Source organism: Stieleria sp., from assembly GCF_041595215.1.
Lineage (GTDB): Bacteria > Planctomycetota > Planctomycetia > Pirellulales > Pirellulaceae > Stieleria > Stieleria magnilauensis.
The window spans coordinates 1-7,283 of the sequence record NZ_JBFHKV010000368.1; the positions used below are offsets into that span (position 1 = coordinate 1).

The 7,283-nt window shown below is 59.8% G+C and carries 6 protein-coding genes; all 6 read left to right on the forward strand.

Annotated features, from left to right (window positions below; all coding sequences use genetic code 11):
* The coding region (locus ABX749_RS15395; protein ID WP_372896752.1) for a hypothetical protein at positions 1-213 on the forward strand (213 nt) is incomplete at its 5' end.
* On the forward strand, positions 210-860 hold the full coding sequence (locus tag ABX749_RS15400; RefSeq protein WP_372896753.1) for a 4Fe-4S binding protein: 651 nt from the start codon (positions 210-212) through the stop codon (positions 858-860). The genes ABX749_RS15395 and ABX749_RS15400, both read left to right, overlap by 4 nt.
* On the forward strand, positions 853-2,238 hold the full coding sequence (locus ABX749_RS15405; protein WP_145212040.1) for a 4Fe-4S binding protein: 1,386 nt from the start codon (positions 853-855) through the stop codon (positions 2,236-2,238). Before ABX749_RS15400 ends, ABX749_RS15405 begins: the two co-directional genes overlap by 8 nt.
* Positions 2,235-4,025, forward strand: coding sequence for a PQQ-binding-like beta-propeller repeat protein (locus ABX749_RS15410; protein ID WP_372896754.1), 1,791 nt, complete (start codon positions 2,235-2,237; stop codon positions 4,023-4,025). Before ABX749_RS15405 ends, ABX749_RS15410 begins: the two co-directional genes overlap by 4 nt.
* Before the next feature lie 24 nt (positions 4,026-4,049).
* Positions 4,050-6,464, forward strand: coding sequence for an NAD(P)H-dependent oxidoreductase subunit E (locus ABX749_RS15415; RefSeq protein ID WP_372896755.1), 2,415 nt, complete (start codon positions 4,050-4,052; stop codon positions 6,462-6,464).
* A gap of 23 nt (positions 6,465-6,487) precedes the next feature.
* Positions 6,488-7,283 (forward strand): 2Fe-2S iron-sulfur cluster-binding protein (locus ABX749_RS15420; RefSeq protein ID WP_372896756.1); only part of this gene is annotated, 796 nt, incomplete at its 3' end.

A 7,283-nucleotide genomic window follows, 5' to 3' on the forward strand; every position in this document is an offset into this window, starting at 1 on the left:
AACGACGATCGTCGACAATATCTGATTCGCACCGGACGCTACATGCTCCTCGGTGGCCTATCCGTCTTGTCACTGAACTTGATCGACCGCGCGCTGCGCGGTGGATGCGTGCGGCTGGAATCTCCCTGCCAGAGCTGTGAGCTGTTCAAAGCGTGTGAGCTTTCCAAAGCGGCCGAGGCGAGGCAATCAACGACCGAGGGGAACGCGTCATGAACAGCGAAAAACAAACCGACCGACGCGGTTTTCTCGCCGACGGCGCACGCGTCGCCGGCGTCGTGTCCGCGGGGGTGTTGGGTGGATTTCTGGCCGGCCGTCGAGGCCAGGCCGAAGAGAATCGTTGGCAGATCGATCCCGACAAATGCGTCGGATGCGGCAACTGTGCCACCCACTGTGTGCTCGACGAATCGGCCGTCAAGTGTGTCCAGTGTTTCGACATGTGTGGGTTCTGCAACCGTTGCACCGGCTACTACACGCTGGACGGACTGGACAGTCGCGACACGGCCGCGGAGGACTTGCTGTGCCCGACCGAAGCGATCATTCGCACCTTCGTCGAAGGCAAAGCGGGACAGAATTTCTACGAGTACACAATCGATACCGACGCCTGCATCGGCTGTGCGATGTGCGTCAAGGGCTGTGCCCTGATGAACGGTTCGCTGTACCTGCAAGTCATGCACGATCGCTGTGTCAACTGCAACGAGTGTGCGATCGCGGTGGCGTGTCCCAGCGACGCGTTCGTCAACGTTTCCGCCGACAAACCCTATCGATTGAAACGGGTGGCGCTTGGCGTGATGCGGCAAAAGGCGGGGAAAGCCGACAAGGCCGCGCAGAAGCTGATCGATCAGGTGCAAGCCGATGAATAGGATCTTTCGACTCCGTGTTGCCGCGTTGCTGGTCGTTGCCCTGGTGGGCGGTGTCTTGATGGGCGGCGTGATGGCGGACGAGTCGTCGGATCTGATGTTCCCGGTTCCGGAATTCTCCGATCATCCGATCCCCACGGCCAGTGTCCCGGAAGTTCAGGGCGAGGTGGCGCCTCTTTTGGACGTGGCAATTCTGTTTGTCGCGCTGTGCCTGGCGTCCTACTTCACACTGGTGTCGCGTTCGCGTCGTAACGTGCTGTTGTTGACGATCGCAAGCTTGCTGTGGTTCGGTTTTTGGCGGCAAGGCTGTGTCTGTCCGGTGGGGGCGACCCAGAACGTCGCGTTGGCGATTTTTGATCCGACGTACGTGGTGCCGTTGACGGTGGTGGCGTTCTTTGTGCTGCCGTTGGTGTTCACGCTGTTCTTTGGACGCACGTTCTGCGCGTCGGTCTGTCCCCTCGGCGCGATGCAAGAGCTGCTCGCGGTTCGCTCGATCAGGGTGCCCCGCTGGCTGGATCATTCGTTGGGCTTGGTCGCCTACATTTACTTGGGCGCCGCGGTCATCTTTGCCGCGACCAAAACCGGATTCATCATCTGTCGCTACGATCCGTTCATCCCCTTTTTTCGCCTGGGTGCGAACACCGACATGTTGCTGTTCGGCAGCAGCATCTTGCTGATCAGCGTGTTTGTTGGTCGACCGTATTGTCGTTATCTGTGTCCTTACGGCGCGATTCTGCGTGTGCTGTCGTGTTTTTCCAAATGGCGTTTGAGCATTCCGCCGGACACGTGCATCAATTGCCAGCTTTGTGAAGACGTCTGTCCCTACGGAGCGATTCATCCGCCGACGGTCACGCAGTCGCCGGAACGTCGGCGAAAAGGGAAACGTCGATTGGTAACCGCCTTGATGGTAGCGCCGGTCGTGGTGCTCGGTTTCTGGTGGCTCGGGACGGCGCTGGCTGTTCCATTGTCGCAGTGGCACCCGGAGTCGCGTTTGGCCGAACAGGTGCGGCTGGAAGAGTTGGGTGTCGCGGCATCGACCACCGAAGCCAGCGATGCCTTTCGAGGATCGGGACGGTCGGTGGAACAGCTGTATCAATCGGCGCTATCGCGGCGCAATGACTTCGTCACGTTGGGCGGATTGCTCGGTGCGTGGACCGGGTTGGTGATCGGTTTCAAGTTGATCCATCTGTCGGTGCGGCGTCGCCGTGATGACTACCAGGCCGACCGTGCGGGATGTGTTTCCTGCGGTCGTTGCTACTGGTATTGCCCGGTCGAAAAGGTCAGACTCGGTCTGATTTCCGATGTTTCCGAAGCCCTGCCCGACGGTCAGCTGCCGACGGGGCCGCTGGTCCAATTGACCGTCGGAGGCAAGAAATCGTGAACGCTTATTTGGGCTATCGATCGATCCTGCTCTCCGCGTGGGTGGCCGGAGTGTTTTCGACGCTCGTCGGCGTGATCTTGGTGATCGATGGCATGAACCGGTTGGACAAGGTTCCCCTGGAAGCGACTTCATTCGTCCAGCTCAGGGAACAGTTCCTCCAGCAGCCCGACAACGATCAGCTGCGGCAAGAGATCCAGGCGTTGGACCTGGCGCTGCGTCAAGAATACTTCCGCGAGTTGCGTTTCACCGAGCGGGGTTCGTACCTGTTGCTGGGCGGCATCCTGGTCACGCTGGTCTTCAGCAAGTGGGCTGCCACGCTGTACCGCAAGCTGCCCCGCCCCAAGCCGAAACTGCCCGGTCCTGATAGCGACGAAGTCTTGAGCCACCGGGGGCCATGGGCGGTCGCCGTCGTGATGCTGGTCCTGGTCGGCACGGCCTGGGCGATGAAAGCCGGTCACCAAAGTATGTTGCCGTCAACCTTGGATGCATTGGCGTCGGTCCACCATCCGGTCGGCGAGCAGAAGAGCGACGGTCAAGATGCGGTGATCGAACCGGTGCTTCCTGAAATGCCGAGTGCCGCCGAGATGCGGGCGAACTGGCCCAGCTTTCGTGGGGCCGATGGTTCGGGGATCGCGTCCGATCACGATGCGCCCACGGTCTGGGACGGTGAATCCGGCGAAGGGATAGTTTGGAAGACGGCGGTGCCGCTGCCCGGTGTCAATTCGCCCATCGTGTGGCAAGACCGCGTGTTTCTCTCCGGTGCGACCGCAGAAGAACGTGGTGTTTTCTGTTTCGATGCCGGCTCCGGAAGCTTGCTTTGGAGCGCCGACATCGCCGTCGATCCCACGGTCGCCGGCCAGCCGATCAAGACCTCCGATGACACCGGCTATGCCGCGCCGACGATGGCGACCGATGGTCGTCTGGTGTTTGCGATGTTTGCCGATGGGCAGTTGGTCGCACTCGATTTCGCCGGCAACGAAATGTGGACGCGTTCATTGGGCGTGCCGCTGCGAAACAATTATGGCCACGCGTCTTCGCTGGTGACGTACCAAGGTTCGGTGATCGTGCAATATGACCAGGGAACCAGCGAGGACCAGCTTTCCAAATTAATGTGTTTCGACGGTGCAACCGGCAGTCCGATCTGGGAAACGATTCGTGCGACACCGGCGTCCTGGTCGTCACCGATCGTGATCGAGCACGACGGCCAAGCTCAGGTCATTACGTGTTGCGATCCCTGGGTGATGGCGCACTCGCCGAGCGATGGAATGGAACTGTGGCGGGCAAACTGCTTGGAACGCGTCGAAGTGGGCCCCTCGCCGGTGTACTCCGACGGCATCGTCTATGCCGGCAACGACACCGCGATCTATGCCGCCATCAGAGTCGACGGATCGGGCGACGTGACCGAAACCCATGTGCAGTGGACCGCCGATTACGGGCTGCCAGATACCTGCAGCCCCCTGGTCACCGACGAGTTTGTTTTGACGCTGGCTTCCTACGGCACGCTGTTCTGTTTCGACAAGCAGAAAGGCGGTGAACCGTTGTGGGAAGAAGATTTCGGAGCGGATTTCCTTTCGTCCCCGAGCCTGGTGGGTGAGCGCGTTTACTTATTCGGCCGAGACGGCACGGCGTGGGTGGTCGAGCCGACCGGCGAAGCGTGCAATCGCATCTCGGAAGCTCAATTGGGAGAAGAATGCGTGACCTGTCCGGCGTTTCACCAGGGGAGGATTTTTATCCGAGGAAGCGAGCACTTGTTCTGCATCGGGAGCGCAAACGCTGATGATCAATGACTCCAGTTTCGGACGAGCTGCCGAATGATCACGACCAACCCACGAATCGACTTGACCGCCGTCGATCGAATGATCGAACAGATCGGTCGCGGCCCCGATGCGGTCATCCCGATCTTGCACGCGGTGCAGAGGGAGTATCGTTATTTGCCGCAGGAGGCGCTGCGGCGGATTTGCGAACAAACCGAAATCACGCCGGCCGCGATCACCGGCGTCGCGTCGTTCTACGATCACTTTCGACATCATCCCGTCGGCAAGCACATGATCAGCGTTTGCACGGGAACGGCCTGTCACGTCAAAGGGGCGGATCTGGTCGACGATGCGATTCGACATGAGCTCAAGCTCGCCCCCCACGAGGACACCGATACCGCGGGTGAGTTCACGGTCCAGAAGGTAGCCTGTCTGGGATGTTGCACCTTGGGGCCGGTCGTGCAAATCGATGATGCGATTTTTGGTCATGTCAGTTCCCAGACGACGCCGCGAATGCTGCAGGAATACGACGAAGCGGAATTCGTCAAATTGTCTGCCGTGCACCGTCCGATCTCACAGCCGCGGGGGCCGCACACCACGGAGGTCCGGATCGGGCTGGGCTCGTGTTGCCTGGCACTGGGCAGCGACAAGGTGCATGAAGCGCTCTGTGATGCGATCGACGACTCCGGCGGCGACGCCTACGTCAAACAAATTGGTTGCACCGGGATCTGCAGCAAGGTCCCGCTGGTCGAATTGGTTTCGCCCGATGGCACGTCCCAGAGCTACACCAATGTCAATCCCGAGATGGCTCGAAAGATTGTCCAGAAACACTTTCGCCCGAGGGGGATTTCCAAGCCGATCCGCTACGCCGCGTCGCGGATTCTCGATTGGATCCAATCCGATGAAGACCAGGATGTGTTGCAGAAACACCGCGCCGCCCGCGACGGTGTGGTCGATTCCTTCATCGGTCCGCAAAAGCACCTGACGCTGGACCTGCTCGATGCGATCGATCCACTCGATTTGGACGAGTACATGCGTCATGGCGGATTCGAGTCGTTAAAGAAATGTCTCACGCAACTGCAGCCGGAACAAATCCTTGACGAGATCGAGGCCAGTGGGTTGCGGGGCCGTGGCGGTGCCGGATTTCCGACGCATATCAAGTGGCGAACCGTCCGTCGCCAAGTGAGCCCGACGAAATACGTCATCTGCAACGGTGACGAGGGCGACCCCGGCGCGTTCATGGACAAGGTGCTGTTGGAGTCGATTCCGTTTCGCGTGATCGAAGGCATGGCGATCGCCGCGTGTACGGTCGACGCCCATGACGGCATCTTCTACGTCCGCGCCGAATACCCGTTGGCCGTCGAACGCATTCGTAACGCGATCGAAATCTGTCGGCAGGGCGGCATCCTGGGCGATTCCGTGTTGGGCACCGAATTTCGTTTCGACCTTGAAATTCGCGAAGGCGCGGGGGCCTACATTTGCGGCGAAGAAACGGCACTGATTCACTCGATCGAAGGCGGTCGTGGCACGCCGCGGATCCGTCCGCCGTTTCCGGCCGAAAGCGGACTCTGGGAAAAACCGACGCTGATCAACAATGTCGAAACCCTGGCCACGATTCCCTGGATCCTGCGCCATGGCGGCAAAGAACTCGCCAAGCTGGGGACGGCAACCAGCAAGGGGACGAAGGCGTTTGCGTTGGCCGGGAAAGTTCGCAACGGCGGTTTGATCGAAGTCCCAATGGGAATCACGATCCGGCAAATTGTCGAGGACATCGGGGGTGGGGTGGAGCCCGGGCGAACGTTCAAAGCCGTGCAGATCGGCGGGCCCTCCGGCGGCTGCGTCCCGGCCGAGTTGGCGGACACGCAAATTGATTATGAATCATTGTCCGCGGTCGGTTCCATCATGGGCAGCGGCGGACTGGTGGTGCTCGATGACAAGGATTGCATGGTCGACATCGCCCGTTACTTCCTGAAATTCACCCAAGATCAGTCTTGCGGTAAATGTACGTTCTGCCGCGTCGGGACCAGGCGTTTGCTCGACATCCTGGACCGGCTGTGCACGGGCAACGGCAGGCAAGGTGATCTGGAACAACTCGAAACGCTGTCCACAGCGGTCTGTGCGGGCAGCCTATGCGGTCTCGGCAAAACCGCGCCCAATCCGATCCTTTCCACGTTGAAGTACTTTCGCGAGGAGTACGAGGCGCACATCGCTGGATACTGCCCGGCCGGCAAATGTGTCGATCTGATCGACTATTGCATCAACGACAAGTGCATCGGGTGCACGCTGTGTTCGCAACACTGTCCCGTCGATGCCATCCCGATGACGCCTTATTACAAACACACGATCGACCTGGATCGCTGCACGCGATGTGACACCTGTTACCAAGTCTGTCCCGAGGATGCCGTCTTCATCGCGTCGGAACCCAAATCTAAATCCAAATCGAAATCAAAACCTGCAGCGCTGTTACAGTAGAGTTCAGAACGAGGTCGCCCACCGTGGTTAAAATTAAAATCGATGATCGTGAAGTGGAGGTTCCGCCGGGATCGAACATCATCGATGCCGCCGAGCTGTTGGGCGTTGAAATTCCCACGCTCTGTTATCTCAAAGGCTACGAGCCTTCGAATTCGTGCCAGGTGTGCACGGTTAAGGATCGCCGCTCCGGCCGATTGATCTCGGCCTGTGGCACCAAGGTTGTCGAGGGGATGGAGATCGACAACGAAACCGAAGAGATTCGCGACGTGCGGCGGACGGCGTTGGAGTTGCTGCTCAGCGAGCACGTCGGAGACTGTCGCGCCCCCTGTGACTTTGCCTGTCCGGCACACATGGACATCCCGCTGATGTTGGATCAAATCAGCCATGAAAACTTGCGTGATGCCATCGTCACGATCAAAGCGGACATCGCCTTGCCGGCGGTGCTCGGCCGCGTCTGTCCCAAGCCGTGCGAAAAGGGCTGTCGCCGCAAGACCGCCGACGGCCCCGTCGCGATCTGCGATCTGAAACGCTTCGTGGCGGATGCCGATTTGGCGACCGACGATCCGTATCTGCCGCCCTGCAAGCCGGACAGCGGAAAACGCGTCGCCGTCGTCGGTGCCGGCCCCTCCGGTCTGGCTGGCGTGTTTTACCTGCGTCGATCCGGGCACGCTTGCACGTTGATCGAACAGAACGAATCACTCGGCGGCCGTTTGCGCACCGAAGAAGACGAACAGAGTTTGCCGCGCGACATCTTGGATGCGGAAATCAACCAGATCATTCGGCTCGGCGTGGACGTGCGTTTGCAGACGTCTGTCACCA

What these genes read in the sequence shown, in the direction of transcription:
- ABX749_RS15400 (WP_372896753.1), top strand. Translation starts at nt 210, where the DNA reads ATGAACAGCGAAAAACAAACCGACCGACGCGGTTTTCTCGCCGACGGC.
- ABX749_RS15405 (WP_145212040.1), top strand. Translation starts at nt 853, where the DNA reads ATGAATAGGATCTTTCGACTCCGTGTTGCCGCGTTGCTGGTCGTTGCC.
- ABX749_RS15415 (WP_372896755.1), top strand. Translation starts at nt 4,050, where the DNA reads ATGATCACGACCAACCCACGAATCGACTTGACCGCCGTCGATCGAATG.